We start from the raw sequence: 26,306 nt of genomic DNA, 5'->3' as shown, positions 1-26,306 counted from the left end.
AGCACCCGTAGGTGCTTTTTTAGTGTCTATCTTTTATGAATACCAGCCGAACAGCTTAAAGACATAAGGCACATAGGCAATAATCAGCATCGCAGGCAGCAATACTATCACCGGCAAAATCCAGCGTTCATAACGGTAGTAGAAAGACAGGTGTCGTACTTCTGCATCCGCTTCGGCCACTTCGGCATCACCAATCGACTGTCTGGCCAGTAAATGATTCAGCGCAACCGGTGGCGTCACATAACCCAGTTCAAAACCAATCAGGGTAATCATCCAGAAATGTACCGGATGAATACCGTATTGGTAAGCCACTGGAGCCACGGTTGCCGAGATCAGAATCACCGCACCGAATGGATCCATGATCATCCCGACAAAAATCATTAAGCCGACAATCAGTGAAATCACCAGAATGGTACTACTGATATCGGTCGGGAAGGCTTCCATAATTTCCATACGTTCTAGCAAGCCACCCACACTCACCGAAAGTGCCATCAGGATGACCAGAGCACCAATATGTCCCACGGTCTCACTGGTCGAAATATGCATGGACTTCCAGAAACCGACATGACGCAAAATTTCAGTCGCTTTTGAACGCTGCACAGCATGATCAACAACCAGCTCTTTGCCTGGTTGTTCGCTATGTTCAGCTTCACGATATTCTGCATTGGCCGCGGCACCGGCTGTCGCCAGTTCAGGTGTCGATCTTGAGTTTAAAGTTGCGGTCAAGGTTTCATCCCAATGCCCCACTGCCGGCAACGGCGCAGGTTCATGGCGTAACTTATCGAACAGGACAATCATCAGCAGAATGACTGGCATCATCACCGGTGCGGTAAATTCATTCAGGTCAGTCGACAAGGCATATTTATAGAATAACCAGATCAGAATGAAAATCACGATATATGGAATAATCGCCATGAAGGCACGACCGGATTGAGGAGCAGCCACAGTAGGCGCAGCAATGCGGAATTTGTTTTCTGCAAAGAACAGGGAAATTACCAGGAATAAAGTCGAGCTGAGCAGGAAGACATAAATCCCGTAGTGATAGAGCAAGTCGGTGGTCACTTCTTTATTGAGTGATGCCACGACGACAATCAGCAAGCAAGGACGTAAGACTACGCCCATTGAGCCGGACATTGCGGTGGCTGCCAGTGCAAACTGACGGCGTCCACCCGCATTCCAGACTTCCTTATAAATAATCGCACCTGCGGCAATTACAAAAATCCCTGATGCTCCGGTATAGGCAGTCGGTAATGCAGCTGCCAGCAAGATTAGCCAGGTCAGGGTTTCAGGTGCCAAATTCCAGGGACGCAGAATGTTCAGGAACATGTCCACGACACGGGTCTGTTTCAGCAACATACCGGCCCAGATAAACAAGGCCAGATTCAGGAAGATACTAGAAAACTCTACCAATTGACCGAGGTAAATCCCCTGTCCCATTGGATAGTCCATAAAGAAAGTGAAATTTATTCCGGTCGTAATGGCCATATAGGCATATAGCGGTACACTCAGAAAGGCCAGACCAAAACTGCCGCCCTCACGCGTTGGTTTTGGTTGTTTGATCACCTGATACAAGCTGATCAATGTGAGGGTGCTGAACAGAATCATCCACAACCAGTAGATGTATTTCATCTCTCCCATCGGCACGCCCGAGTTCAATACGGACTGATATTGGCTATAGGATGAAAATGCCAGGAAAGCATTAGCAACCAGCATGGCGACCGAATAAACTTTAAAGTCGATACGTGTGCTCGGGCTACGTAAACCAATATGATGAGTTTTTAGGGTGGCACTGATCGCAGCAAAGACCACCATGATAACCAAGAGCAAAGCCCGGTTTTCTGTACCAAACTTGAAGATACCAAAGAAAGAGGTTTCAAACGTCCGATAAGCCCGAATACTTGGATGAGCTTCCACATGTTGAATGGCTTTATCATAGAACAGGTAGGATTCTTCACAGACCTGCTGTGCCTGTAACACCGCAGCACGGACATCCGCTTCCGAACGCACCCCGAAGAAATCGGCATATTCATCGGCTGCATCGGCTTTCATCTGCTGCTGAACACGCTGATCGACATTGATATTGCGTTCACATTGTGGACGTGTCGGTTCAGCACGTAAAAATGAATATTGCATCCCGGTTGCCGGATCGCCATAGAGACGCTCCCCCATGCGCAGCAACTGGCCGTGAATCATTTCTCCAGTACCAATAATCAGTGTAAGCAAAAGCAACACCAGCACCACGAAGGTCGAGATCCACTCTGTCCAGATATAACGCAACAGACCTAATCCTGATCTGTTTTGATCATCATTTTGCATGTATATTCCTATTTTTATTTTAGCGGCCTGTGTTTGTTCTAGGACGCTGATCTTCCCTTCTGTCCCCGAAAATTCCTTTTCAAAGGTCAGGATTTTTATTCTATGTTTTGACTCTGCATCAAAATCAGCACAATAAAAATGACAATTTATATTTTCTTTTTGTTTTTTCTGCCAAGTGCTTTATTCATTGCTTCACTTTAGCTATCCCGAAAATAGTTGCTGACAATATAGGCCAGCGCCAACATCACTCCCCAAATTACCCCGAGCAAATGTGCTTCGACCAAGACCGGACTGCCAATCAGCTGTGCAGTCCCCACATTGCCAATGGTATTTTCCCAGACCAGTTTGCCAAAGATCAAAAATAACACCAGTGCAGCAAAACTGCGTTCCCGCTTATACAGCAAATGTACACAGGCAACGGCAACATAGGCACCATGCAGTACACCCGACAAGCCAGCGTAGGCTTCAATATTGGGTAAGAAAAAATAAAAACTTAAACTGATCAAAGGTGGCAAGATCAGTAAAATGGCAGAAAAGTGCCATAGAGTAGCGCGTGGAAAAATAAAAGGCAGACAGATAAAAGCGAGAATATTCAGGAAATAATGGGTCCACCCCACATGTACCCAATGTGCCGTCCACAGTCGCCAAAACTCACTGAGCAAACTCTCTTGCCAGTAGATGAAACTATCCTTGAAAATTTGCAGACATGCACAGAGAGAGACAAAAGCCGCTAGAAAAATAATTTTTCGTCGAACATGTTGATCTAGCATCAGCTTATGCTTCTCCCTAACCATCTAGTTTAATTTCATCCTTAAAATTCTATGCAGGCTATCTGGGTTACAGGTCTGAACTGAACAGGTCATCGAGTTCCGAAGAGCTGTCTGATTCATCCCAGAAACGTTGCATGCCATCATCGGCGCTGCGCACACCAGTATTTTCTGTCCAGTAACGGTCTGAAATTCCACCAACCATAATCGCTGCCATACTGTCGATCAGTTTGAATTGTGGATTTACCGGCTTTTCCTCAGTACGGGCCTGCGCAAAGGTTTTTAAAGCATCGCGGATTTTGGCATCGTCACCACTGGCCTGTGCTGCTACAGCATATAAAGCGTGCGATAAACGTACACCTTTTTGCTCACCAATTTGTGTAGATTGTTTTAATGTTTGGTAAGGATCAGGTTTACCATCGCTTGCACCTGGCAATAAAGTCCAGATCACAGCACGCGTAGCATTCGGTGCTCCCCAGAATTTGGCATTATCCAGACAGGTCATACCACGCTCGACCACGGCAGCGATATCTTTGGGCACATGCACTGCGCCGCCTGAATTAATATCATTGGTCATGGCTTGTAAACCACTCAACATGCCCAGCAGATAAACCGTTTGCTCCATATCGCTGTTCATGCGCGGACATTCTTCACCCAAGGCTTTTTGATATTTTTTTTCATAACGGCTCTGGAACAATTGATAACCGGTATATTGACGCTGTGCCGCTAGAGCCGCCCAGCGCTTCTGCTCGATTCGCGCATCTTGGGCTTCCGCTACCTGGTTGGATTTTGAAGCCCGCAAATAGCGTAACTCAGCTTCCAGCGCCTTTTGCTCGGCACAAATGCCGGCAGCCGAATACATCAATACGGCTACCCGGGTCGGATCCGCTCCCATTTCTTTGGTTGCCATGATGGCCGGAGTTAGAGAATTGCCTGAATTACAGACCATCTCGGCATCATCCATGGCTAAAATTGGCGGGACAATATGGTTTTCGGTAAAACCCAGTGCGACATTGGCACCGGTTTTAATGACATGGGAACACCCCGTTAATACTGTTGTTGTTATTGCAATGGTCGCCATACCTTGGCATATTTTACGGACGCCTGACATTTTCCTGTCCTCTATAATTGTGATTATGTCCATCTTTCTGCTAAAGATATCAGAAGCATTTTGTGAATAAAAGAGTATTTACTCTAATCCGGACCAGACACTGTGCCATCAAACTGGCCGACTGCAATTGACTTGATCTGTTGAATTCCCAAATTTTGGGCAAAAAAAAGTAGCATTGCGACGGTTCAGCACATGCTACTTATTAACTGTACAAACAGAGAGCCGGTAATAACTCTGCTTGATTAAGATGAAAATTTATCCTTCAGCACCGTCGCGAATTGTCCAACCCCCAAAGCTGAAACAATCACTACGATCAAAAACATCCACACTGGAGATTCTATTGAGTTCTCTCGTATTTGCTGTTGGTGCGTTCAATGTACAGGCTAAAAATAAAACATAGGTGGGAAATTGTCATACAATTTATCTTACTGATAAGTCATTATTATTTTTTGTCTGACAATGAAAGCGCGTTAATGATCTAAGTATCTGTTTTATTGAAATTTCAATCAAGTGATTAAAATAGCGTTGTCTGACAACTAGATAAGTTTGGTCAGAACTTTCAGGGATTTCCATTGTTTTAGCGGCAATTGGTCACACCAGATCAATAAAGGCTGAGCCTTGGCGTGCTGAAAATACACCACAATATAAGCTTGATGATCAATCACATGACTAACACATACCCGACAGGTGGGCCGAGATTTGGCCGTCAATGACCATTCACGTGCATCCAGATATTCAAACTGTTCAATCTGGGGCGTCTTGCGATAAAACAGCTGATAAATCACCAGTCCCATCACAGCACACAATAGCCAAATTGTAATTGGCAGTAGCTGATACAGCAGGTACATCAACAGTGCAAAAATAAAAAGCTGAAACGCCAGTGCACAATAACTGCGTTTCAGCTTGAAACAGCGATTATCCATGAACGTAAAATTTAAGCTTCTTGATCAAATCTTTTAATTCAGGACGCGGCGGCTCAGAGACTTCCATAAACCAGTCCAGCAGATCTGGATCTTCCTGATCGACCAACTCAGCAAACATCTGCTTTTCAAACGGATCAGCAGTTAAGTAGTAGTTTTTTACGTAGGGATCAAAATACACATCCAGCTCTTTTAGGCCACGACGCGCGCGATAAATCACTTTGCGCTCTTCTAAGGTGATGTCATCAGTCATCGAATTTCCCCAATTCGTTATAAACCGGAATAGTTTACCTGAAGCCATCGCTGAATTTCGAGGGATTTCATACAAATGACCAAAAGCATCAGCATATTTAAGTTATTTGAACATTCCGCTCATTGTTGCTGATCTATGCTTGACCTACTTTAAAGCAAACAGATCAGAATAAGGAATAACAAGATGCAATCTGCAGCCATTCGCCCGCTTGCCCCGATGCTACCCCGCCAGCTTTTTACTGCCGAACATGAAGCATTTCGTCAAACCGTACGCAAGTTTTATGAAAAGGAAGTTATTCCGCATAGCGAGCGCTATGAAAAGCAACAGCATGTGGATCGAGAGCTCTGGACTAAAGCGGGTGAACTGGGACTACTCTGCGCCACCATGCCAGAGCAATATGGCGGCTCTGGGGTAGACCGGCTGTATAGCATGATTCTGATTGAAGAACAGGCTTATGCTGGTGATTCAGCCACGGGGTTTTCATTACATTCAGATATTGTCGCCAATTACCTGCTGAACTTTGGCAATGATGCTCAAAAACAGCAGTGGTTACCCAAAATGGCGTCTGGAGAAGTCGTCACCGCGATTGCCATGACCGAACCAGGAACCGGCTCTGACCTGCAAGCAGTACGTACCTCTGCGGTACTGGATGGCGATGACTATGTGATTAATGGATCCAAGATCTTTATTACCAATGGCTATCTCTGTGATATGGCGATTGTGGTCTGCAAGACCGGTCATAGTGACAAAGGCTCGGCCAATCTCTCATTGATTATGGTCGAAGCCGACCGGGCCGGATTTAGCAAAGCTAAACCGCTGAATAAAATCGGCATGAAAGGCCAGGATACTTGCGAGCTGTTCTTTGACGATGTACGCGTACCACAAGAAAACTTGCTCGGTCTGGAAGGCATGGGCTTTATGATGTTGATGAAAGAACTGGCCTGGGAACGCCTGATTGTGGCAATTATGTGTCAGGCTGGCGCTGAAGCTGCTTTCGCACATACAGTGAAATACACCAAGGAACGTCAGGCCTTTGGCAAGAGTATTAGCCATTTTCAGAATACCCGCTTTAAACTGGCAGAAATGCGTACCGAAATCGAGTTTTGTCGCGCTTATCTGGATCGCTGCATGGAGCTGCAACTCAAGCAAGAACTAGGCATCGATGCCGCTGCTGCGGCCAAATACAAGATTTCAGAAATGTGTAGCAAGGTGGTAGATGAATGCCTGCAATTGCATGGTGGTTATGGCTATATGCTGGAATATCCAATTGCCCGGGCCTATATCGACAACCGCGCCAACCGGATTTATGCTGGTACCAACGAAATCATGAAAGAACTGATTGCACGTTCACTGTAAACTGGACGCATAAAAAAGGAGTCTCTCAGGACTCCTTTTTCTTTAGTTCGATATCCGACTTTAAGAGACCAGACGCGGTTTATGTTTGAGAGCCTTGCTGTTTTTTTTAAATTTCAGCACCCTATCTTCAAACGAAGCTTGTTTGAGTTCCTTACGATCTGCCAGATAATTGTTGCTGACTTTCCACGGTGCATGTTTACCTTGTTTTGGCATCACATCTGCGGCACGGGCAATATAGCCCGAACTGAGACTACCCATCACAGTATCCTCTAGCAATTCAGTCTGATCACCCTGAGCGATGACTTCAGCATAGCCCTGCTGATCCATATAGTTCAGCAAACGGCAAATGTACTCAGCGGCAATATCCACTTTTAAAGTCCAAGAGGCATTGATATAACCAATAATTAGCGCCATATTCGGCACATCACTCACCATGATGCCTCTATACAGCATATGTTGTGAGGTATCGACAGGTTGACCATCAATCGTCGCCTGAATTCCACCAAGAATCTGGATATTTAAGCCTGTGGCTGAAACGATAATATCTGCCTCCAGATGTTGACCCGATTTCAGCTGAATGCCGGTTTCAGTCAAGCTTTCGATCTGATCGGTTACAACTGATGCCTGCCCTTCACGTAAAATTTTAAACAGATCACCATCCGGCACCACGCATAGGCGCTGATCCCACGGCTCATAATTCGGGGTAAAGTGTTTCATATCCACTTTACCTTTGAGCTGAAACTGCACGGATTTAAGTAACAGCGTTTTTAACAGTTTTGGCTGTTTTTGTGCCAGGGCATAAATTCCGCGCTGCATCCCAATATTCCGGGCACGGGTAATTTTATAGGCCACATCTTCTGGTAGATACTGCCGCATCTTTGCATAAATCATATCAATAGAGGGCACTGAAGCGATATAGGTCGGAGAACGCTGTAACATGGTCACATGCCCGGCGCCGCCTTTGACCATCGCTGGAACTAAAGTAATCGCGGTGGCACCACTACCAATGATCACCACTTTTTTGCCCTGATAATCTAAATTTTCCGGCCAATGCTGCGGATGAATGAATTGACCTTTAAAAGCCTCCTGATTTGGAAACTCAGGCTGAAAACCTTGGTCATAATTGTAATAACCGGTACAACTCAGTACAAAATTCGCAATCCAGATCTGCTTCTTGCTGTGTTCATCCTCAATCTCTACTGACCATTTACAGGTCATAGAATCATAGTTGGCGGTTAACACACGGTGTTGATAATGAATTTTCGATTCCAGATTAAATTCATCTACTACTTCGGCCAGATAGCCCTTAATCGAAGCGCCATCGGCAAGTACACTGGCTTTTTTCCAGGGTTTAAAATTAAAACCAAAGGTCGACATATCCGAATCAGAACGAATTCCCGGATATTTAAATAAATCCCAAGTTCCGCCAATGCTGGCACGTCGCTCAATAATTTCAAATGAGCGCTGCGGACAATGTTTAGAAAGATGCGCTGCCAGACCAATTCCCGAGATCCCCGCACCCACAATTAAAATATCGATTTGCTTTTCCATATTGTTCTTTTACCTAAGCGATACTATCTGTTTTTATTAAATCACAAAATTGACAATACACAATGTCAAGTTTGATAAAAAGCCATTATTTTTTTATCTTTTCAGGCCAGATTCAGATTAGTTCTGCATGATGCAAATACCTGAAAATAAATTTCAGACATTAAAAAAGGCCGGTTTATTCAACCGACCTTTTCGAACAACTCGCGTTATTCTTCACGAAATTAGTTAACTTCGCGATCTACTAGCTCAACGTAAGCCATCGGTGCAGCATCACCTGCACGGAAGCCCGCTTTAAGAACACGTAGATAACCGCCGTTACGCTCTTTGTAACGAGGGCCAAGAACGGTAAATAATTTACCAACAGTTGCTGCTGAACGAGTACGAGCAAACGCCAAACGACGGTTTGCTACTGTATCGTTTTTAGCTAAAGTGATTAAAGGCTCAGCTACACGACGTAACTCTTTCGCTTTAGGCACAGTTGTTTTGATCAACTCGTGCTCGAACAAAGAGTTAGCCATGTTTTGGAACATCGCTTTACGATGGCTGCTTGTACGGCCTAATTTCACACCACTATTACGATGACGCATGGTGATAGTCCTACTTAATTAACGGCTACGATAGGCGAAACGATCGTCCATACGGAGACTAGCCGGTGGCCAGTTCTCTAAACGCATGCCGAGTTGTAAGCCTTTAGAAGCCAGAACATCTTTGATCTCAGTAAGCGATTTTTTACCCAAGTTAGGAGTTTTAAGCAACTCAACTTCAGTACGCTGTACAAGATCACCAATGTAGTAAATGTTTTCTGCTTTCAAACAGTTAGCAGAACGAACAGTTAGCTCTAGATCATCTACTGGGCGAAGCAAGATTGGGTCAACTTCTTCACGCGGCTCTTGAGCCACAGGTGCTTGATCTTTCTGAAGGTCAACAAAGATTGCAATTTGTTGTTGCAAGATTGTTGCCGCTTTGCGGATTGCTTCTTCAGGATCTACAGTACCATTGGTTTCAAGATCAATGACTAATTTGTCAAGGTCAGTACGTTGTTCTACACGAGCGTTTTCCACTGTATAAGACACACGTTTGATTGGGCTATAAGAAGCATCTAACTGCAAGCGACCCACTGGGCGAGTTTCGCCTTCTGGGAAGCGTGAATCAGAAGTCTCGTAGCCACGACCTTGAGCAACTTTCAGACGCATTTTCAATGAGCCTGAGGCACTTAAAGTACCGATCAAATGTTCAGGGTTAACCACTTCAACATTATGAGGTAAACGAAGGTCAGCCGCAGTTACGTCGCCTGCACCTTGTTTCTCTAATGTTAAGTATGCTTCATTTTGATCGAACAGCTTAATCGACAATCCTTTTAGGTTCAGCAAGAGCTCGACGATGTCCTGCTGCAAGCCTTCCAAAGTACTGTACTCGTGCTCGACCCCTTCAATCTCAACTTCTACCACAGCTGCGCCAGGTAGAGAAGAAAGAAGGATGCGACGTAAAGCATTACCCAGAGTATGACCAAAGCCACGCTCTAAAGGTTCTAGAATAACTTTTGCCGAGGTCCCGCTTGCCGCTTCGACCTTGATCGCTTGCGGAGTTAGAAACTCATTTGCAGTACGCGTCATATTGCTTCCTCAAGGATTATTTAGAATACAATTCTACAATCAAGCTTTCGTTGATTTCAGCAGGTAAATCAGAACGATCCGGTGCAGCTTTGAACGTACCTTCTAATTTAGAATGGTCGATTTCCATCCAAGAAGGCATGCCACGTTGAGTTGCTAATTCAATTGCGTTTTTGATACGTAATTGTTGTTTAGCGCCTTCGTGAACTGCGATCACATCACCCGCTTTAACTTGGATAGACGCAATGTTAACACGACGGCCATTCAAAGTGATGCTGCGGTGAGATACTAACTGACGAGCTTCTGCGCGAGTAGAACCGAAACCCATACGATAAACAACGTTATCAAGACGGCTTTCAAGTAGCTTCAACAAGTTTTCACCAGTTGCGCCTTTAACACGAGCAGCTTCTTTGTAGTAGTTACTAAATTGACGCTCTAAAACACCGTACATACGACGTACTTTTTGTTTTTCACGTAATTGTAGTGAGTACTCAGACTGTTTACCGCCACGAGCTCCACCATGTTGGCCAGGAGCTTTAGCGTGTTTTTTAGTTTTTACATCAAACGGTTTAACGCCTGATTTAAGTTGCAGGTCTGTCCCTTCGCGGCGAGAGAGTTTGCATTTTGGACCAATATAACGAGCCATGAATGTTTCTCCTTACACGCGACGTTTTTTAGGTGGACGGCAACCGTTGTGCGGGATTGGCGTCACATCGGTAATGCTGTTAATTTTATAACCCACTGCACCTAAAGCACGAACCGCAGATTCACGACCAGGACCAGGACCTTTTACAAGGACGTCCAAGTTTTTCAAACCGTAGTCTAAAGCAGCTTTACCAGCAACTTCAGCAGCTACCTGAGCAGCGAACGGAGTTGATTTACGTGATCCACGGAAGCCTTGTCCACCTGAAGTGGCCCAAGCCAGTGCATTACCTTGACGATCGGTAATAGTCACAATGGTGTTATTAAAAGAAGCGTGAATGTGTGCGACACCTTCAGAGACGGTACGAGTGACCTTCTTGCGTGCGCGAGTATCTTTAGCCATCTTTTAGCTTCCAGAAATCTTATTTCTTAATAGGTTTGCGCGGACCTTTACGGGTACGAGCGTTAGTTTTGGTGCGTTGACCGCGGACAGGCAAGCTGCGACGATGACGAAGACCGCGATAGCAGCCTAAATCCATTAAACGTTTAATGTTCATGGAAATTTCGCGACGTAAATCACCTTCGGTCGGAACCTTAGCAACTTCTGCACGAATCGCATCAAGCTGAGCGTCATCTAATTCACGGATCTTAGTCGTTGGAGCAATACCCGCAGCAGCTAAAATAGCTTTTGAAGTATGGCGACCAATACCAAAGATATACGTTAGAGAGATAACAGCGTGCTTGTTATCCGGAATGTTTACACCGGCAATACGAGCCATTCAATTTTCTCCAAAAAGGCAGTAGATAATCAACCGCCCCACAAAAATCTTGAGGGGCGGATAATAACCCAATTCGCCTACAGAAATCAACAGGTCTTAATCAGATTAACCTTGACGCTGCTTATGACGAGGTTCTGCGCTACAAATTACGCGGATAACCCCATTACGACGGATAACTTTACAGCTACCACAAATTTTCTTAACAGAAGCTTGTACTTTCATGATGAAACCTCTAAGTGCGCTTATCCCTTAGGATGAGCTGTCGTTTTTCTCATTAACGTTTGATTATCGTACTGGTGCGAGGTGAGGTGTGACTGCAGCTGAGCCATAAAGTCCATCACTACTACCACAACAATCAGCAAAGAAGTACCACCCAAATAGAATGGAATACCAAATGAACTTTGCAACACCATCGGCATCAAACAAATGACGGTGATGTAAATCGCGCCAATAAATGTCAAACGACTGAGAATATGATCTAAGTAACGAGCAGTTTGCTCACCTGGACGTATACCAGGCACATAAGCTCCGCTGCGTTTCAAGTTCTCTGACACTTCTTTAGGACTAAATACCAGTGCTGTATAGAAGTAACAGAAAAAGATAATTAACGCACCAAAGAGCACCAAATACAACGGCTGACCAGGCGACAATACCAATGCTACATCTTGCAGGCTACGCTGAATAAATCCGGCATTCGGATCTGCACTACCCACCCACTGGCCTAAGCTCGCAGGGAACAACAGCAATGAGCTGGCAAAAATTGCCGGAATCACACCCGCCATATTAATTTTCAATGGCAAATGTGTCTGCTGTGCAGTAAATACACGACGACCTTGTTGTTTTTGAGCATAGTTGACCGGAATACGACGCTGCGCTTTCTCGATAAACACGATGGCTGCCAAAACACCCAGAGACAACAGACCAAAAATTACCAAGCCAATCAGGCTGGTCTGGCCATTATCTACAGATGACAAAGATTGCATAATTAAATTAGGCAATCCGGCAACAATACCCGCGAAGATGATCATGGAAATACCATTCCCCACCCCACGTTCGGTAATCTGCTCACCCAACCACATCAAGAACATGGTTCCCGCAACCAATGAGGTTACTGCAGGAATATAAAAAGCCAAACCAGTATTCAGGGTAATCCCCTGACTGATCAAGCCTGCACACATCCCGATCGCTTGTACAAGCGCCAGAAATAATGTGCCTTGTCGTGTGTATTGATTTATTTTACGTTTGCCTTGCTCGCCTTCTTTTTTCAAAGCTTCCAGCGAAGGAACCACTGTCGACATCAGCTGCACGATAATCGATGCAGAAATGTAGGGCATGATCCCAAGAGCAAGAATAGACATTCGTTCTAATGCACCACCGGAAAACATGTTAAACAAACCAAGGATAGTACCTTGGTTTGCATTAAACAGGTTTTCTAGGGCCGCATTATTGATGCCCGGTACTGGAATATGCGCTCCTAGCCGAAACACCAACAACGCACCAATGAGAAACATCATTCGACGAATAATTTCACGGTATTTCACATGAAATGGTTGGCCTTTCATCATGTTGACATGACCTGAAGAACTAGGAGTCATAGACACTGGGGATTACTCCTCGACTTTGCCGCCAGCAGCTTCAACAGCAGCTTTAGCGCCTTTAGTCAACGCAACACCTTGAACAGTGAATGCACGAGTAATTTCACCAGAAAGTACGATACGAGCACGGATCATGTCTTTACGTACAACGTTCGCCGCTTTTAAAGTTTCTAGAGACACGATGTCGCCTTCAACTTTAGCAAGCTCAGATAAACGTACTTCAGCAGTTTTCAAAGCCAATTGGCTAGTGAAGCCGAATTTAGGCAAACGACGATAAAGTGCTGTTTGACCGCCTTCGAAACCTGGACGAGTACCACCGCTCTTACGTGAGTTTTGACCCTTGACACCACGGCCACCGGTCTTACCAACGCCAGAACCGATACCACGGCCTACACGAAGGTTGTCACGTTTAGCACCTTCTGCAGGTGCAATTGTATTTAAACGCAGAGTCATGGCTTATTCCTCTACACTAACCATATAGTAGACTTGGTTGATCATACCACGGTTAGAAGGCGTATCTTGCACTTCTACAGTATGACCAATACGACGCAGACCTAAACCTTGCAGGCTCAGCTTATGATTTTTCAAGCGGTGCGATGCAGATTTAGTCTGGGTAACTTTAATCGTTTTCATGATTGATTACCCTTGAATTTGTTCTACTGAAAGACCACGTTTCGCAGCAACCTTCTCAGGAGTAGTCATATCACGCAAACCGTTGAAAGTTGCGTTAACTACGTTAGCAGCGTTAGTAGAACCACGGCATTTAGTCAAAACGTTACGTACACCTACAGCTTCTAGAACTGCACGCATAGCGCCACCAGCAATTACGCCTGTACCTTCAGAGGCAGGCTGCATGAATACGCGACTAGCGCCATGACGTGCATGAATTGGGTGCTGTAACGTACCATCAACAAGGTCAACAGTAATCATGTTGCGACGAGCAGCTTCAAGTGCTTTAGAGATAGCAGCTGGAACTTCACGTGCTTTACCACGACCAAAACCTACGCGACCATTACCATCACCCACAACAGTTAATGCTGTGAAAGAGAAGATACGACCACCCTTAACAACTTTGGCTACACGATCAACGGCAACCAGCTTTTCAACAAGACCTTCGTTTTGTTCAACTTTAGCCATGATTAGAACTCCAAGCCGTTTTCACGAGCAGCATCAGCCAAGGCTTTGATACGACCATGATATTTAAAACCAGAACGGTCAAATGCAACTTTAGTAACACCAGCTGCTTTAGCGCGTTCTGCGATTAAAGCACCTACTTTTTGAGCTGCTTCAACGTTACCAGTTGTACCTGCACGTAGAGTAGCGTCTAAAGTAGAAGCTTGCGCTAATACTTTGCCACCATCTGCAGAGATAACTTGAGCATAGATGTGACGCGGAGTGCGGTTTACACACAAACGAGTCGCACCCAATGCACGGATGTGCAAGCGTGTGCTTTTCGCACGACGCAAACGGGATTGTTTCTTTTCGTTCATAAGAACCTCGCGCCTTATTTCTTCTTAGCTTCTTTACGAAGTACAACTTCGTCAGAATAACGAACACCTTTGCCTTTATACGGCTCTGGTGGACGGTAACCACGGATATCTGCAGCAACCTGACCTAAAGCTGCTTTGTCAGCAGATTTAAGTACGATTTCAGTTGCAGTTGGAGTTTCAGCAGTTACACCTGCAGGAAGTGCATAATCGATCGGGTGAGAGAAACCAAGGTTAAGATGAACAACATCACCTTTAACCGCAGCTTTATAACCAACACCGATAAGCTGTAACTTACGTTCGAAACCTTCGCTAACACCTTTTACAAGGTTGTTAAGCACAGCGCGAGCAGTACCAGCTTGCATCCAAGCGTCTTTCGACTCTTGTACTGGAGCAATAGCCAGAGTACCGTCTTCCTGTTTAAGCTCGACCAGCGCATGCAGGTTGAAAGACAATGTACCTTTAGTGCCTTTCACTTCGACCTGCCGGCCGTTCTGAGTAACTGTTACACCATTCGGTACAGTTACTGGGGCTTTAGCCACACGAGACATGAGGAATCACCTATTAAGAAACAAAAGCAATAACTTCACCACCAACGCCTGCAGCACGTGCAGCGCGATCAGTCATGATGCCTTTGCTTGTAGAAACAATTGCAATACCTAAACCTTGCTTAACGCTTGGAAGTGCATCTTTACCGCGATACTGACGTAGACCTGGACGGCTTACGCGTTTCACAGTGTCAATCACTGGCTTGCCTTCAAAATATTTTAACGTAATTGTTAAAGTTGGTTTGCCTTCAGCTTCCGCAACTTCTACGTTAGAAATGTAACCTTCTTGTTGAAGTAAGTTAGCAATTGCAACTTTCAACTTAGAATTAGGCATAGAAACAGTTTGTTTCTTCGCCATTTGTGCGTTACGAACACGTGTTAGCATGTCGGCAACGGTATCTTGCATACTCATTTATAGTGCTCCTTACCAGCTTGCCTTAACAACGCCAGGTACATCACCTTGCATTACTGTTTCACGTAATTTGTTACGGCTTAAGCCGAACTTACGGAAATAGCCATGCGGACGACCAGTTAAACCACAACGGTTACGTAGACGTACTGGAGATGCATTACGTGGTAATGCTTGCAATTTCATCATCGCTTCGAAACGTTCTTCGTCTGATGCATTTACGTTTGCAATAACAGCTTTTAATTCAGCACGTTTTGCAGCGTATTTAGCAACAGTAGCTTCGCGTTTCAATTCGCGATTAATCATACCTTTCTTAGCCATATCGACCTCTTATTTGAACGGGAAGCCGAATGCACGCATAAGCGCACGGCCTTCGTCATCGGTGCGAGCAGTCGTAGTAATGGTAATGTCCATACCACGAATACGATCAATCTTGTCAAAATCGATTTCAGGGAACATGATCTGTTCCTTAAGACCCATTGAGTAGTTACCACGACCGTCGAATGATTTCGCAGAGAAACCACGGAAGTCACGGATACGAGGGATCGCAATCGAGATCAAACGGTCTAAGAATTCGTACATACGTTCGCCGCGTAAAGTAACTTTACAACCAATCGGCCAACCATCACGGATTTTAAAACCAGCGATTGATTTACGAGCTAACGTAAGTACTGGTTTTTGACCAGCGATAGCTTGCATATCTGAAAGAGCACCATCAAGGAGTTTTTTGTCAGCAGCAGCTGCGCCAACACCCATGTTGATCGTGATTTTAGTGATGCGAGGAATTTCCATCACATTTTTAACGCCTAAAGTCTCTAATAACTGAGCTTTAAGTTCGTCATTGTAACGTGTTTTAAGTCTGGCCATGGCCTATATCAACCTATTACTTCGCTACCGCCACTGATTCACCATTTGATTTGAATACGCGAGTTTTCACGCCATCAATCACTTGGTAACCAACACGGTCAGCCTTTTGGGTTGTAGCATTAAAAACTGCCACGTTTGAAATATGAAGCGAAGCTTCCTGAGTTACAACGCTACCTTCAGCGCCTGTAGCACGGTTCGGCTTTTGGTGCTTCTTCACCAAGTTAAGGCCTTCAACCTTAACACGGTCATTAGAAACAGACAGAACAGTACCCTGTTTGCCTTTTTCTTTACCTGCGATCACAATTACTTGATCGCCTTTTTTAATCTTAGCCATGATCGCCTCTTATAGAACTTCAGGAGCCAATGAAATAATTTTCATGAACTGTTCAGTACGAAGTTCACGAGTCACTGGTCCGAAAATACGAGTTGCAATCGGCGCTTTGTTGGTGTTCAAAATAACAGCAGCGTTATCGTCGAAACGAATCACTGAACCGTCTGCACGACGGATACCGAATTTTGTACGAACCACAACTGCATTCATCACGTCACCTTTTTTAACACGTGCGCGTGGAATTGCTTCTTTTACAGTAACTTTAATAATGTCGCCAACAGAAGCATAACGACGATGCGAGCCACCAAGTACTTTAATACATTGTACGCGGCGTGCACCACTGTTGTCTGCTACGTCGAGCATAGTTTCGGTCTGAATCATTGCCCTACTCCAAAACCGAGCAACACCGGTCGAAATTTCGAAAGGCTCAAAGAGTACTCGAAATTGACCGATGATGCAACAAGAACGTTAATTACTCAGCAGCTGCTTCAACAACTTCAACTAGAGTCCAAGACTTAGTTTTAGAAATTGGGCGGCTTTCTTTAATGGTTACAACATCACCAGCTTTCGCTGTGTTGTTCTCATCATGAGCATGTAATTTTGTTGAACGGCGGATTAATTTGCCATACAACGGGTGTTGAACTTGGCGTTCAATAAGAACAACGATAGATTTATCCATCTTGTCGCTTACAACTTTGCCAGTTAACGTGCGGACTGTTTTATCACTCATTGTCCGTTCCCCTGTTTTTCGGTAAGGAGGGTCTTAATACGAGCAATCGTCTGACGAGTAAGTGCAACTTCATGCGATTTACCCAATTGACCAGTTGCTTTCGCCATACGAAGACGGAATTGGTTAAGCTGTTGCTCATCAAGCAAAGCTGTCAACTCTTCTACCGACTTTTCACGTAGATCTTTAGTTTTCATTACATTACCGTCCGAGTCACGATAGCGGTTTTAAACGGAAGCTTAGCTGCTGCAAGCGTAAACGCTTCACGAGCCAATTCTTCGTTAACACCATCAATTTCGTACAAGACTTTACCTGGTTTGATTTGGCAAACCCAATATTCCACAGAACCTTTACCTTTACCCATACGCACTTCAAGCGGCTTAGAAGTAATCGGTTTGTCCGGGAATACACGGATAAAGATCTTACCACCACGCTTAATACGACGGCTAATTGTACGACGCGCTGCTTCAATTTGACGCGCAGTCATTTGACCACGTTCAACTGATTTAAGTGCAATAGTACCGAAAGATACTGTGCTACCGCGGTGTGCTAGACCAGTGTTACGGCCTTTCTGCACTTTACGGAATTTAGTACGCTTAGGTTGCAACATGGATTATTCTCCTTTTTCAGCAGAACGATCATTGCGACGACCACGACGCTCTTGACCTTCACCACGACCACGACCGCGTTTAGCTGGACGTTCTTCTGCTGGAGCTGGGTTCATGACTTGTTTCATGCCGCCCAAAATCTCACCACGGAAGATCCAAACTTTAACACCAATCGTACCGTAAGTAGTCTCAGCACGCATAGTCGCATAGTCGATATCTGCACGAAGCGTATGTAGAGGTACACGACCTTCACGATACCACTCAGTACGAGCAATCTCAGCACCACCTAAACGGCCTGAAACTTCTACTTTGATACCTTTAGCACCAGCACGCATTGTGTTTTGTACCGCACGCTTCATAGCACGACGGAACATTACACGTTTTTCCAATTGAGAAGCGATTGCTTCAGCAACTAGACGCGCGTCTAAGTCTGGACGATCAATTTCATTGATACTTACTTGCGCAGGAACACCCATGATAGATGTTAATTCGCGTTGTAGTTTCTCAATATCTTCGCCTTTTTTACCGATTACGATACCAGGACGCGCAGTGCTAATAGTTACTTTAGCAGCGCCTGTAGGACGTTCGATAAGAATGTTGCTGATCATCGCGTTTTTAAGTTTTTTGATTAAAAACTCACGAACTTGAAGATCTTTAAGCAAGTATTCAGCGTATTGTTTCGGATTCGCATACCAGTTAGCGTTATGACGTTTCACAACACCTAGGCGGATACCGATTGGATGAACCTTCTGACCCATATCAAACCCCTACCTTAACGGTGATGTGACAAGTACGCTTAGTAATACGATCTGCACGGCCTTTAGCACGTGGCATAATACGTTTCAGGCTCATGCCTTCATCAACGTAGATCGTAGAAACTTTAAGGTCGTCTACATCTAAACTGTTATTGTGTTCAGCGTTTGCAATCGCAGATTCCAACGCTTTCTTAACTAGAACTGCAGCTTTTTTGTTGCTGAAGTTAAGGATGTTAAGCGCGTGCGCAACAGATTTGCCGCGGATAAGATCTGCAACCAAACGAGCTTTTTGTGCCGAGATAGCGGCACCGCGTAATTTAGCAGTTACTTCCATCATAGCACCCATTAACGTTTAGATTTCTTGTCAACACCGTGACCGCGATAGGTACGAGTTGGTGCAAATTCACCAAGCTTGTGACCAACCATGTGTTCAGAAACGATCACAGGAACGTGGTTACGGCCATTGTGTACAGAAATTGTTAAACCAACAAAATCCGGTAGGATCATCGAACGACGCGACCAAGTTTTGATCGGCTTACGGTTATTAGCCGCGATAGCCGCTTCAACCTTAGCGAACAAGTGCGCATCGACGAATGGGCCTTTTTTCAGAGAACGAGGCATTGTCAGATTCCTTTACTTGTTACTTAACGCGACGGTCGCGAATGATCATCTTAGTCGTACGCTTATTGGTACGTGTCTTGTACCCTTTAGCTTTTTGACCCCATGGGCTTACAGGTTGAATACCTTTGTTACGCCCTTCACCACCACCGTGCGGATGGTCAACCGGGTTCATTGCCATACCACGAACGGTAGGACGAACACCACGCCAGCGCGATGCACCAGCTTTACCAAGCGAACGAAGGTTGCTTTCCGAGTTAGATACTTCACCTAACACAGCGCGACATTCAACGTGAATTTTACGCATCTCGCCTGAACGTAGACGAACGATAGCGTAAGAACCGTCACGACCCAACAGCTGAACTGAAGTACCAGCTGAACGAGCAATCTGCGCGCCTTTACCGATTTTAAGTTCGATGTTGTGAAGAGTAGAACCGATTGGCATGTTGCGAAGCGGCAAGCAGTTACCTGGACGAATTGGAGCATCGTTACCAGACTGTACTTTATCGCCAGCGCGAAGGCCTTTAGGAGCGATGATATAACGACGTTCACCATCAGCATACAATACAAGTGCAATGTGTGCAGTACGGTTAGGATCGTATTCGATACGCTCTACAGTTGCAGGAATACCATCTTTGTTACGCTTAAAGTCAACTAGACGGTAGTGCTGCTTATGACCGCCACCAACGTGACGAGTCGTGATGTGACCGTTGTTGTTACGGCCGCCAGTACGTTTTTTAGCTTCAACCAACGGAGAGTACGGTGCGCCTTTGTGAAGGTGATCATGAACCACTTTCTCTACAAAGCGACGTCCTGGAGACGTTGGCTTACATTTTTGAATAGGCATAATTCTCGTCCTTATTCCGCTGTGCTTTCAGCGGTATCGCCCAAGTCAGCCATTTCAACATCTTGGCCAGCTTTCAGGGTGACGTATGCTTTTTTAACATCAGAACGACGTCCTAATGTTTTACCAAAGCGTTTAGACTTACCTTTAGTGATAGTCGTGTTAACTTTAACAACTTCTACACCAAAGAGTTGTTCCACTGCTTTTTTGATTTCAAGCTTGTTTGCATTGATAGCAACTTTAAACACTTGAACACCAGCAGTTTCACCTAAAACTTGTGCTTTTTCTGAGAATACAGGTCCTTGCAGGACTTGATAGATACGTTCGTTGTTCATCCGAGTTCTACCTCAATTTTCTTAGCAGCAGCTACAGACATAACAACTTTGTCGAACGCAATCAAGCTAACAGGATCGATTGCAGCAGCATCAACCACATCTACGTGTGGAATATTGCGTGCAGCAAGATACAAGTTCTCATCAACAGCATCGGTAACGATCAATGCACGAGTTGCATTCAAGTCGTTAAGCTTTGCAAGCAATTCTTTAGTTTTTGGAGCTGCAACAGCAAACTCATCAACTAAAATTAGGCGATCTTGACGAACAAGTTCAGCCATGATGCATTGCATAGCACCGCGGTACATTTTACGGTTTACTTTTTGAGACCAGTCTTGTGGACGAGCAGCAAAAGTTTTACCACCGCCAACCCAGATTGGGCTACGAATAGAACCAGCACGAGCACGGCCAGTACCTTTTTGACGGAATGGCTTGCGGCCACCGCCAGAAACGTCTGCACGTGATTTCTGAGCTTTTGAACCTTGACGGCCACCAGCTAAATAAGCTGTAACCACTTGGTGAACAAGAGCTTCATTAAATTCACGACCGAACGCAACTTCTGATAATTCAACAGCAGAGCCGGAAACAGTATTTAAATTCACGTTATTTCCCCTCAGGCCTTGATCGTAGGACGAACGATTACGTCGCCACCAGTAGCACCAGGAACCGCGCCTTTAACAACAAGAACTGAACGTTCTGTGTCGATAGCAACGATCTCAAGACCCTGTGTAGTTACGCGTTCAGCACCTAAATGGCCAGCCATTTTTTTGCCTTTGAATACGCGACCAGGAGTCTGGTTTTGACCAGTAGAACCTAAAACACGGTGAGAAAGCGAGTTACCGTGAGTTGCATCTTGCGTACGGAAATTCCAACGCTTAACACCACCTTGGAAACCTTTACCTTTAGATTGACCAGTTACGTCAACAACTTGACCAACCTGGAACAATTCAACGGTAAGCGTACCACCAACTTCACGACCTTCAAGATCAGCTTCTGTAGCGCGGAATTCTTGAACTAGACGACCAGCTGCAACACCTGCTTTCGCAAAGTGGCCTTTCTGAGCGTTAGTTACGCGAGATTCGCGACGTTCACCAGTAGTGATTTGAATCGCTTGATAACCATCAGTTTCAAGCGTTTTGATTTGAGTGATGCGGTTAGGATCAACCTCAATCACTGTAACAGGCACAGAAACACCAGCATCTGTAAAGATACGTGTCATACCGCACTTGCGACCGACTAAACCAATAGCCATGTGCATAAACCTCTAAAAAAGCGGCCTAATTAACTTAGAGTGTTAATTAACCCGAAAGCCTTAACCCAATGCGATCTGAACATCAACACCAGCTGCAAGATCTAACTTCATCAATGCATCTACAGTTTTGTCTGTAGGTTGAACGATGTCGATCAAACGCTTGTAAGTACGGATTTCGTACTGGTCACGCGCGTCTTTGTTTACGTGTGGTGATGTTAAAACGTTAAAACGTTCAATGCGTGTTGGCATTGGAATTGGACCACACACTTGTGCTCCAGTACGTTTTGCGGTTTCTACGATTTCTTGAGCAGATTGATCAATCAGGCGATGATCAAAAGACTTAAGACGGATACGAATTCTCTGGTTAGACATACCAGTAAACTCCAAGCCAAATATATAAAGAATCACTCCTGACGCATCTCACCCCACTTTAATACGGGTAAGTGTCAAGAGCAGTGAAATATCACTAAGGTCGTGATCGATGCCACGACTGTAACGATAGTTAACTACTTTATTCGCAGTTAACCCCCTTCCTATCGAAGGGTCGCTTATTATAGCCATTGTTTAATGCATAAGCAAATCCCTTTTATGGTTTTATCCAAGTTTTCAATTTACCCCCTAAAACAAGAGTTTATTTTCTGAATGCGGGGCAGTTTTCGCCAAGACATATTCTATAGCTCGATTTAATATCTGATTTCCTTCAACAAACTTATTTTTATGGGTCTTTTTTAATTCAGAGAGATCCTGAACATATTTTCCTGAAAATTGTGCAAGCTGCTCCTCATCTTCCAAAAATAAAGACAGGATTTCTGGAGTACTCTCTGGATGAAACTGAAAACCGAGCACATTTTTACCCAACTGGTACATCTGATTACGACAGGCTTGGTTTTCTGCCAGATGCACTGCCCCTTTGGGTATTTCAAAGCTTTCACTATGCCATTGCAGAATATTGAACTGTTCGGGTAAGCTAAAACATTCTTGCGGTAGATTGGCTACCTTGTGTACCGTGGCCCAGCCCAATTCCTGCTCAGGATTACGACTGACGCCCGCCCCCAATGCATTGGCAATCAATTGTCCACCCAGGCATAAACCGATTGCCGGTTTGCCATGTGACAGATAACGACGCAACCAGCGTTTCTCTATCTTTAACCAGGGGAAATTCGCCTCATCATTGACACTCATGGTTCCGCCCATGATGATCAGTAAATCGACGTCCTCAACCCTTGGCAAAGCCTCAATCTCTAAAGGACGATCCAACGGTAAAGCAAAAAACTCAGTCGCACTAATGTACGCCTGATACTGCTTTAAAAACTCATGACAACTACCATAGCCTTCACCAGCAATATGCTGAAAATAATGCACTTTTAAATGCGACTTCATGCTCCTCAACCTATTTTTTAGCTAGATAGTTTTAGGTTTTGCAAAAATGAAGCCAACTTTTTTCAAGGACCAATTTTTTTAACAATTCACAACCGAACTGGCAGTGAGTCACAGATTCTCTTAAGCTAAGGTAATATTTGATTACATTTAAGGGCATTCACGTGAAAAAAAACGCTCAAACCACCCTGATTCATGCACCACGAAAAGCCCCTCAATCCATTTCTACGGTTCAACCTCCCCTGTTTCGTGCATCGACCATTATTTTTGAGAATACTGATGCGCTATTTAATCGCCACTGGACCGATGCTTATGACTATAGCTACGGCACCCACGGCACACCCACGACATTCACCTTAGGCGATAACATCGCGCAAATTGAAGGGGGTGAATACTGCCTACTTGCGCCGAGCGGTTTATCCGCCATTAACCTGGTGAATTCTTGTTTCTTGAGCCAAGGTGATGAAGTCTGGGTTGCCGATAACATCTATGGCCCAAACATGGAACATCTGCGCAATCTGGAAACGCGTTATGGCATTGCGGTCAAAGTGTATAACCCGCTTGAGGTCGAAACCTTTACACCAAGTAAAAAAGCAAAACTGCTTTGGCTGGAAGCGGCCGGTTCAGTCACACTGGAATTTCCAGATCTGGTCGGTTTAATCAAAAAAGCCCAGGCACATCATATTTTGACGGCGCTGGATAATACGTGGGGCGCAGGTCTGGCTTTTAATGCTTTTGATTTTGGCGAAGAGCATTTAAGTGTCGATATCACGGTTCATGCCCTGACCAAATATCCAAGCGGTGGTGGCGACATCTTGATGGGCTCAGTTGTTACACGAGATAAAACCCTGCATCACAAACTGTTCCGTACCCATGCCATTCAGGGCATTAGTGTTTCTGGTGATGATGTGGCGCAGGTACAACGCAGTCTGGCTTCGATGCAACTGCGTTATCAGCATCAGTCCGAAAGCGCACTGACTTTAATGAAGTGGCTCAAACAGCAAACTGAGCTTGTTCAAGTTTTACATCCAGCCGATCCAGATTGCGCTGGACATCAATACTGGAAAGATATTTGTAAGACAGGTCAAAGTGCCGGCCTGGTTAGCGTGATTTTTGATCATTCTTATAAGCTGCAAGATATTCGCAATTTCTGTGACAGCTTAAACCTGTTTAAGCTCGGCTTTAGCTGGGGTGGCCCTGTCAGCCTGGTCATGCTCTATAACTTAAAAGACATGCGTGTACTGGAACATTCACATTTAAAACATGGCTTTCTGGTTCGTTTCTGTATCGGACTGGAACATCCGCAAGATTTGATTCAAGATATCCAGTACGCCCTAGAACACATGAAAAAGCCTAAAAATGAATGATAAACAATAGGAAAAGTTAGGTGAACACTATTTGGTATTACTAAAAAACCACAAATACCATGCAAGACATTGTCTTATGCTCACAGCTTACCAGTCGGCATGGTCTGCTTGTCGGTTTAACTGAAACTAAAAAAACAGTCACTCTTATTTATGAACAGAGTGTCGATCGGAATAGTGCTTTTGAAATGCTGCAAAACCCAAGTGGCCGAACCTCAAAAAAATGCCAAACAAGCAGAATTTGCAAAACAGCAAGCCAAGGAACAGTGACCTCTAACCGGTGAGCAACAAAAGGAATTAGAACACGCGACTTAGGCAACCTAAAAAGTTCATAAAAGATACTGATCGATTTATCAAACTGCGCACGCAGGCTCGGAGATGATACCGGGGAGAATTGTCCGCGAGTTTCATGACTGCTTTTTCAGTGAAAATAGCACGATTTATTCCTATCAAGATTTTTAAAATTATGGGATATTCAGATATCCCATAATTTTTTTATGGTTTTATTAAAAGATGTATTTACAAGGCATGCTTTAAGATGTATTTTAAATACATCTTATAAATAAACAGCCATGAGAGATCAAACATGACTCCGCAGCAAATTGACCTTGTAAAAGCAACAGTGCCTGTACTCCGCGAAAATGGTGTGGCACTCACGGGCTATTTTTATAACCGCATGTTAGGCAACAACCCTGCCCTTAAAGAAACGTTTAATATGGGTCACCAACGCAGTGGTGCACAGGCGCAAGCCCTTGCCGGCGCTGTATTGGCCTATGCCGAAAATATTGAAGACCCATCTGTACTTTTACCTGTGGTTGAGCTGATCGCGCATAAACACGTGAGCTTAAACATTCAAGCGCCAGACTATAATATTGTGGGTGAAAACCTGCTGCATTCTATTAGTGAAGTATTAAGCATCCCGATGGAAGATCCATTAATTGATGCTTGGGCTACAGCTTATGGTCAATTGGCTGACTTGTTCATCAGCACTGAAAAAACGATCTATGAGCAGCATCAGCAAACCAAAGGTAGCTGGTTAGGCTGGCGCAATTTCAAAATTGCCCAAAAAGTAGTGGAAAGTGACGAGATTACTTCAATCTATCTACAACCGGTCGATGGTGGTGATTTACCGAAATATGAAGCCGGTCAATATATTTCAGTTCGTGTATTCGTAGAAGAACTTGGCTTAAAACAGCCGCGTCAATATACGCTTTCAACCAGCCCTCAAGCAGACTATTTGCGTATTTCAGTTAAACGTGAACCGGGCAATGGCGCAGATCAAGTTGCAGGTTGGGTGTCTAACACTCTACATGGTTTGCCGGAAGGTTCAGAAATTGAAGTATCTGCACCAACAGGTAACTTCTACCTGATCGATCCAGCTAAACGTAATGTGTTTATCAGTGGTGGTGTTGGCCTGACGCCAATGATCGCGATGCTGAACCAGCTGGTGACTCTGGATATGCCACAACCTGTGACCTTTATCCATGCTTGCCGTAGCAAACAGGTTCATGCGATGCACCAGCATATTCATGACCTGAAAGCAAAATATCCGCGCTTAAGCACCCTTACTGCTTATGAATTTCCACATCAAGCTGACAAACTGGGTGAGGATTATGATGTAGCAGGTCGTCTGGATCTGAGTACAGTTGATGCAGCGCTGTTACCAGTCAATGCCGATTACTACCTTTGCGGCCCAATGCCATTTATGGCAGAACAGCAAAAAGCACTCGTTGCCCGCGGTATTCCTGCTGAAAATATTCATAGTGAAGCATTTGGTACAGGTGGGGTTCACCACTAAGCCCTCGCTTCAAGCTGAATAGGTGGGGCTAGTCTGGTTATGCTAGACTAGCCCTTATCTATTTAATTCTTAAAGATATTAGTGCGATC

Annotated in this window: 37 protein-coding genes and 2 pseudogenes; 4 read left to right on the top strand and 35 right to left on the bottom strand. The window is 44.7% G+C overall.

Annotated elements, in window-relative coordinates:
• Positions 1-33: 33 nt before the first annotated feature.
• The 5 genes from KT990_RS10755 to KT990_RS10735 all read right to left on the bottom strand — a co-directional run bounded on the left by KT990_RS10755 (position 34) and on the right by KT990_RS10735 (position 5,367).
• Entirely contained in the window at positions 34-2,316 is a 2,283-nt protein-coding gene (locus KT990_RS10755) for a TRAP transporter large permease subunit (RefSeq protein ID WP_218208775.1), read from the bottom strand.
• Positions 2,317-2,513: 197 nt separating this feature from the next.
• Positions 2,514-3,086: a rhombosortase gene (gene rrtA / locus KT990_RS10750; protein WP_100329352.1), complete on the bottom strand. Its 573-nt coding sequence runs from the start codon at positions 3,084-3,086 to the stop codon at positions 2,514-2,516.
• Positions 3,087-3,153: 67 nt separating this feature from the next.
• A complete protein-coding gene (locus KT990_RS10745; protein WP_180050811.1) occupies positions 3,154-4,194 on the bottom strand; it encodes a hypothetical protein in 1,041 nt (346 codons plus the stop codon).
• Between the two features lie 536 nt (positions 4,195-4,730).
• Positions 4,731-5,117: a hypothetical protein gene (locus KT990_RS10740; RefSeq protein ID WP_218208774.1), complete on the bottom strand. Its 387-nt coding sequence runs from the start codon at positions 5,115-5,117 to the stop codon at positions 4,731-4,733.
• Positions 5,110-5,367: a succinate dehydrogenase assembly factor 2 gene (locus KT990_RS10735; protein WP_005094125.1), complete on the bottom strand. Its 258-nt coding sequence runs from the start codon at positions 5,365-5,367 to the stop codon at positions 5,110-5,112. Before KT990_RS10735 ends, KT990_RS10740 begins: the two co-directional genes overlap by 8 nt.
• A 183-nt stretch (positions 5,368-5,550) precedes the next feature.
• On the opposite strand from KT990_RS10735, the gene KT990_RS10730 reads away from it, so the two are divergent.
• The gene (locus KT990_RS10730) at positions 5,551-6,723 is read left to right on the top strand and encodes an acyl-CoA dehydrogenase family protein (RefSeq protein ID WP_159138628.1); all 1,173 of its coding nucleotides are present in this window, start codon (positions 5,551-5,553) and stop codon (positions 6,721-6,723) included.
• A 60-nt stretch (positions 6,724-6,783) separates the two neighbouring features.
• On the opposite strand, the gene KT990_RS10725 is transcribed toward KT990_RS10730, so the two are convergent.
• The 30 genes and pseudogenes from KT990_RS10725 to KT990_RS10580 all read right to left on the bottom strand — a co-directional run bounded on the left by KT990_RS10725 (position 6,784) and on the right by KT990_RS10580 (position 23,058).
• Positions 6,784-8,274: a flavin-containing monooxygenase gene (locus tag KT990_RS10725; RefSeq protein ID WP_180001115.1), complete on the bottom strand. Its 1,491-nt coding sequence runs from the start codon at positions 8,272-8,274 to the stop codon at positions 6,784-6,786.
• 221 nt (positions 8,275-8,495) lie between these two features.
• Positions 8,496-8,861, bottom strand: a complete 366-nt coding sequence (rplQ, locus tag KT990_RS10720) for a 50S ribosomal protein L17 (RefSeq protein ID WP_004281488.1) — start codon at positions 8,859-8,861, stop codon at positions 8,496-8,498.
• A gap of 18 nt (positions 8,862-8,879) precedes the next feature.
• The gene (locus KT990_RS10715) at positions 8,880-9,887 is read right to left on the bottom strand and encodes a DNA-directed RNA polymerase subunit alpha (protein WP_005094131.1); all 1,008 of its coding nucleotides are present in this window, start codon (positions 9,885-9,887) and stop codon (positions 8,880-8,882) included.
• A gap of 16 nt (positions 9,888-9,903) precedes the next feature.
• A complete protein-coding gene (gene rpsD, locus KT990_RS10710) occupies positions 9,904-10,530 on the bottom strand; it encodes a 30S ribosomal protein S4 (RefSeq protein ID WP_005094132.1) in 627 nt (208 codons plus the stop codon).
• A gap of 12 nt (positions 10,531-10,542) precedes the next feature.
• Complete coding sequence (gene rpsK, locus KT990_RS10705) at positions 10,543-10,929, bottom strand: 30S ribosomal protein S11 (protein WP_004281491.1); 387 nt, start codon at positions 10,927-10,929, stop codon at positions 10,543-10,545.
• 19 nt (positions 10,930-10,948) lie between these two features.
• Complete coding sequence (gene rpsM / locus KT990_RS10700) at positions 10,949-11,305, bottom strand: 30S ribosomal protein S13 (protein WP_004281492.1); 357 nt, start codon at positions 11,303-11,305, stop codon at positions 10,949-10,951.
• Between the two features lie 105 nt (positions 11,306-11,410).
• On the bottom strand, positions 11,411-11,527 hold the full coding sequence (gene rpmJ / locus KT990_RS10695) for a 50S ribosomal protein L36 (RefSeq protein WP_000867907.1): 117 nt from the start codon (positions 11,525-11,527) through the stop codon (positions 11,411-11,413).
• A 20-nt stretch (positions 11,528-11,547) separates the two neighbouring features.
• Complete coding sequence (gene secY / locus KT990_RS10690; RefSeq protein ID WP_171063316.1) at positions 11,548-12,867, bottom strand: preprotein translocase subunit SecY; 1,320 nt, start codon at positions 12,865-12,867, stop codon at positions 11,548-11,550.
• 45 nt (positions 12,868-12,912) lie between these two features.
• Positions 12,913-13,353, bottom strand: a complete 441-nt coding sequence (rplO, locus tag KT990_RS10685; RefSeq protein WP_005094137.1) for a 50S ribosomal protein L15 — start codon at positions 13,351-13,353, stop codon at positions 12,913-12,915.
• Positions 13,354-13,356: 3 nt separating this feature from the next.
• On the bottom strand, positions 13,357-13,533 hold the full coding sequence (gene rpmD / locus KT990_RS10680) for a 50S ribosomal protein L30 (RefSeq protein ID WP_005094139.1): 177 nt from the start codon (positions 13,531-13,533) through the stop codon (positions 13,357-13,359).
• A 6-nt stretch (positions 13,534-13,539) separates the two neighbouring features.
• Positions 13,540-14,037, bottom strand: coding sequence for a 30S ribosomal protein S5 (gene rpsE / locus KT990_RS10675; RefSeq protein WP_004281496.1), 498 nt, complete (start codon positions 14,035-14,037; stop codon positions 13,540-13,542).
• A gap of 2 nt (positions 14,038-14,039) precedes the next feature.
• Positions 14,040-14,390 carry a 50S ribosomal protein L18 gene (gene rplR, locus KT990_RS10670; protein ID WP_004281497.1) on the bottom strand — a complete coding sequence of 117 codons (351 nt, stop codon included), beginning with the start codon at positions 14,388-14,390 and terminating at the stop codon, positions 14,040-14,042.
• A gap of 14 nt (positions 14,391-14,404) precedes the next feature.
• A complete protein-coding gene (rplF, locus tag KT990_RS10665; RefSeq protein ID WP_005094142.1) occupies positions 14,405-14,938 on the bottom strand; it encodes a 50S ribosomal protein L6 in 534 nt (177 codons plus the stop codon).
• A 13-nt stretch (positions 14,939-14,951) separates the two neighbouring features.
• Complete coding sequence (gene rpsH, locus KT990_RS10660) at positions 14,952-15,347, bottom strand: 30S ribosomal protein S8 (protein WP_005094144.1); 396 nt, start codon at positions 15,345-15,347, stop codon at positions 14,952-14,954.
• A 12-nt stretch (positions 15,348-15,359) separates the two neighbouring features.
• Positions 15,360-15,665, bottom strand: a complete 306-nt coding sequence (gene rpsN, locus KT990_RS10655) for a 30S ribosomal protein S14 (RefSeq protein WP_004732275.1) — start codon at positions 15,663-15,665, stop codon at positions 15,360-15,362.
• 9 nt (positions 15,666-15,674) lie between these two features.
• The gene (gene rplE, locus KT990_RS10650; RefSeq protein ID WP_005094146.1) at positions 15,675-16,211 is read right to left on the bottom strand and encodes a 50S ribosomal protein L5; all 537 of its coding nucleotides are present in this window, start codon (positions 16,209-16,211) and stop codon (positions 15,675-15,677) included.
• A gap of 16 nt (positions 16,212-16,227) precedes the next feature.
• Entirely contained in the window at positions 16,228-16,545 is a 318-nt protein-coding gene (rplX, locus tag KT990_RS10645) for a 50S ribosomal protein L24 (RefSeq protein ID WP_004281502.1), read from the bottom strand.
• A gap of 9 nt (positions 16,546-16,554) precedes the next feature.
• Entirely contained in the window at positions 16,555-16,923 is a 369-nt protein-coding gene (gene rplN / locus KT990_RS10640; RefSeq protein WP_005094147.1) for a 50S ribosomal protein L14, read from the bottom strand.
• Positions 16,924-17,014: 91 nt separating this feature from the next.
• Positions 17,015-17,272: a 30S ribosomal protein S17 gene (gene rpsQ, locus KT990_RS10635; protein WP_004281504.1), complete on the bottom strand. Its 258-nt coding sequence runs from the start codon at positions 17,270-17,272 to the stop codon at positions 17,015-17,017.
• Positions 17,269-17,466, bottom strand: coding sequence for a 50S ribosomal protein L29 (rpmC, locus tag KT990_RS10630; RefSeq protein WP_004281505.1), 198 nt, complete (start codon positions 17,464-17,466; stop codon positions 17,269-17,271). Before rpmC ends, rpsQ begins: the two co-directional genes overlap by 4 nt.
• Positions 17,466-17,879 (bottom strand): 50S ribosomal protein L16, encoded by a 414-nt coding sequence (gene rplP, locus KT990_RS10625; RefSeq protein WP_004281506.1) that lies wholly within the window; start codon positions 17,877-17,879, stop codon positions 17,466-17,468. Before rplP ends, rpmC begins: the two co-directional genes overlap by 1 nt.
• A pseudogene (rpsC, locus tag KT990_RS10620) lies at positions 17,819-18,635 on the bottom strand (30S ribosomal protein S3). Before rpsC ends, rplP begins: the two are co-directional and overlap by 61 nt.
• Before the next feature lies 1 nt (position 18,636).
• Entirely contained in the window at positions 18,637-18,966 is a 330-nt protein-coding gene (gene rplV, locus KT990_RS10615) for a 50S ribosomal protein L22 (RefSeq protein ID WP_001982638.1), read from the bottom strand.
• A gap of 11 nt (positions 18,967-18,977) precedes the next feature.
• Positions 18,978-19,253, bottom strand: coding sequence for a 30S ribosomal protein S19 (rpsS, locus tag KT990_RS10610; RefSeq protein WP_004281508.1), 276 nt, complete (start codon positions 19,251-19,253; stop codon positions 18,978-18,980).
• Between the two features lie 19 nt (positions 19,254-19,272).
• Positions 19,273-20,097 (bottom strand): 50S ribosomal protein L2, encoded by an 825-nt coding sequence (gene rplB / locus KT990_RS10605; protein WP_005094148.1) that lies wholly within the window; start codon positions 20,095-20,097, stop codon positions 19,273-19,275.
• Between the two features lie 11 nt (positions 20,098-20,108).
• Positions 20,109-20,429: a 50S ribosomal protein L23 gene (rplW, locus tag KT990_RS10600; RefSeq protein WP_005094149.1), complete on the bottom strand. Its 321-nt coding sequence runs from the start codon at positions 20,427-20,429 to the stop codon at positions 20,109-20,111.
• Complete coding sequence (gene rplD, locus KT990_RS10595; RefSeq protein WP_005094150.1) at positions 20,426-21,028, bottom strand: 50S ribosomal protein L4; 603 nt, start codon at positions 21,026-21,028, stop codon at positions 20,426-20,428. Before rplD ends, rplW begins: the two co-directional genes overlap by 4 nt.
• A gap of 11 nt (positions 21,029-21,039) precedes the next feature.
• The gene (gene rplC, locus KT990_RS10590) at positions 21,040-21,678 is read right to left on the bottom strand and encodes a 50S ribosomal protein L3 (protein WP_005094152.1); all 639 of its coding nucleotides are present in this window, start codon (positions 21,676-21,678) and stop codon (positions 21,040-21,042) included.
• 60 nt (positions 21,679-21,738) lie between these two features.
• Positions 21,739-22,050 carry a 30S ribosomal protein S10 gene (rpsJ, locus tag KT990_RS10585; RefSeq protein ID WP_000070912.1) on the bottom strand — a complete coding sequence of 104 codons (312 nt, stop codon included), beginning with the start codon at positions 22,048-22,050 and terminating at the stop codon, positions 21,739-21,741.
• A gap of 246 nt (positions 22,051-22,296) precedes the next feature.
• Positions 22,297-23,058, bottom strand: coding sequence for a type 1 glutamine amidotransferase (locus tag KT990_RS10580; RefSeq protein ID WP_100357820.1), 762 nt, complete (start codon positions 23,056-23,058; stop codon positions 22,297-22,299).
• Positions 23,059-23,219: 161 nt separating this feature from the next.
• Between KT990_RS10580 and KT990_RS10575 the strand changes: the two genes are divergently transcribed.
• From KT990_RS10575 to hmpA, 3 genes and pseudogenes are all read left to right on the top strand, one after another.
• Positions 23,220-24,422, top strand: a complete 1,203-nt coding sequence (locus KT990_RS10575; protein WP_218208773.1) for a PLP-dependent transferase — start codon at positions 23,220-23,222, stop codon at positions 24,420-24,422.
• Positions 24,423-24,481: 59 nt separating this feature from the next.
• Positions 24,482-24,569, top strand: a pseudogene (locus tag KT990_RS13680) (hypothetical protein); the annotation flags it as partial.
• Between the two features lie 436 nt (positions 24,570-25,005).
• Positions 25,006-26,217 (top strand): NO-inducible flavohemoprotein, encoded by a 1,212-nt coding sequence (gene hmpA / locus KT990_RS10570; protein WP_100355133.1) that lies wholly within the window; start codon positions 25,006-25,008, stop codon positions 26,215-26,217.
• Positions 26,218-26,306: the final 89 nt, after the last annotated feature.

The sequence above is a fragment of the Acinetobacter sp. F9 genome, from assembly GCF_019195275.1.
Lineage (GTDB): Bacteria > Pseudomonadota > Gammaproteobacteria > Pseudomonadales > Moraxellaceae > Acinetobacter > Acinetobacter pseudolwoffii.
This window is presented reverse-complemented; position numbering and strand designations above follow the sequence as displayed.